This is a genomic window from Nostoc sp. LEGE 12454, from assembly GCF_056620565.1.
The window spans coordinates 1-1,061 of sequence record NZ_JBWQXL010000123.1; the positions used below are offsets into that span (position 1 = coordinate 1).

General features: G+C 37.9%; 1 protein-coding gene. It reads left to right on the forward strand.

What is annotated here, in order from left to right; genetic code table 11:
* Nucleotides 1-248: 248 nt before the first annotated feature.
* On the forward strand, nucleotides 249-1,061 hold an 813-nt coding region (locus tag AC1F2U_RS34740), incomplete at its 3' end, for an IS4 family transposase (RefSeq protein ID WP_480265277.1).

A 1,061-nucleotide genomic window follows, 5' to 3' on the forward strand; every position in this document is an offset into this window, starting at 1 on the left:
GAATGGCACTAAGAAAAGCTGTAAAGTATGCGGGATAGGGATTACAGCTTTTAATGTCAGAGAGCAAAGTAATGGCATGAGCCAGGCGATCGCCAATGGAGAGATGAGGTAAGGTTGCCCAGAATTTTTTGTAGGTAGAAAAAGCTTACTCGTCTGTGAAATACTTTTTTTGAGACGAGCAAGCGAATACGATAATTACTACTGTGACACTACGAGTACAAATCCTCAAGGACAAATTTAATCAAAGTTTGGGGCTACCTTTTAAAGAACTATTGCCGGAATCGGTAATAAGACTTGCAATATCTGAGCTAAAAATCAAATATAAAAAACGGTTGTTTGACCCATTCGTAACTTTATGGGCATTTTTAGCTCAAGTATTAGATACAGACAAAACTTGCCATCATGCTGTGAGTAAAATAATTGCACATTTGGCTGAATCAGAAGTAGAAGTTCCCTCAACAGATACGAGTGCTTACTGCCAAGCACGAGTAAGATTACCAGAAAAATTGTTAGAAACAGTTTTCAATTATTCAGCGCAAAAACTGGAAGAGAAAGTAACCCAAGAACATTTATGGTGTGGTCGAAATGTTTTAGTGATAGACGGCTCAACGGTCTCTATGCCTGACACTGTAGAAAACCAAAAAGAATACCCACAGCCCAGTAGTCAAAAGCCGGAATGTGGGTTCCCAATTGCCAAAATTGGTGTGATATTCAGCTTAGTAACGGGAGCCGCTATTGCCTTGTGCATAGATGTTCTGAACACTCATGATATTAAATTAGCTAGAAAACTGTACAGTTTTCTCAAACCTAATGATGTGCTTGTAGGGGATAGAGCTTTTTGTGCTTACGCCGATATGTTTACTATTAAAAAGTTTAATTGTGATCCTGTGTTTCGTAAACATCAATCTCGTACAACAACTATGCGAAAAGGTAAAATTGTTGGAGATTGCGACAAATTAGTTACTTGGTATAAGCCAAAAACTTGCCCCAAAGGATTGGATAAAGATGAATTTAATGCTTTACCTCCTTCCATAACTGTGCGAGAGATTTACTATTATATT